This window comes from Parasphingorhabdus sp. (assembly GCF_036963805.1).
GTDB lineage: Bacteria > Pseudomonadota > Alphaproteobacteria > Sphingomonadales > Sphingomonadaceae > Parasphingorhabdus.
Map to the genome: position 1 here is coordinate 1 of NZ_JBALUN010000054.1, position 576 is coordinate 576.

At 48.4% G+C, this 576-nt stretch carries 1 pseudogene; it reads left to right on the top strand.

The annotated features are described in order from the left end of the window. Positions 1 to 150: 150 nt before the first annotated feature. A pseudogene (locus V7676_RS18745) lies at positions 151 to 344 on the top strand (IS5/IS1182 family transposase); the annotation flags it as partial. Between the last annotated feature and the right edge of the window lie 232 nt (positions 345 to 576).

The window sequence follows — 576 nt, forward strand, 5'->3', positions numbered from 1 at the left end:
GTTCATAGCAATCTGGCCTATGGCTGCCTCTACCGGCTAGGATTGGGCGGTGCTGCGCCCGTTCAACGCACCTTTCCCAAAATCGGCATGGCCGATTCCGGATTAGTTGTCTTCTGCGAGAGTGTTCGAGACGACCGTGCGGGGGTGCGTAGGGGCAGAACTTGTGGGAAGCGAAGGCAGCGCAAGAAGGTGGAAATGCTGCTTGAGAATATCAAGAAATATTAACGCTCAACCGGCTGCGAATACAGGGATCAAATGGCGAAAAAGACAAATTCCTCCTAGCCACCACAGCACAAAACCTGCGGAAACTTGCCAGATCAATCCCGATGCAGCGTGAACTGCCAATCAAACTGCGTTCAGCTCGTCTTATGAAGCAATATAAATCCGCACACCAAATCAAGTTATTCACCAGAATTGGGGCCAAAAGCTGCCGGGCGATCATAAAATATCTCGATTTTCATGAGCAACCGTAGCCTTGAAAAGAAACTTCCGGGGTAATTGCCTGTTTTGATAGCTGAATCAGACGAAACCAGTCTTTTGTATCTCCCAAGTATCTATCAAACAATTAAAGTACCC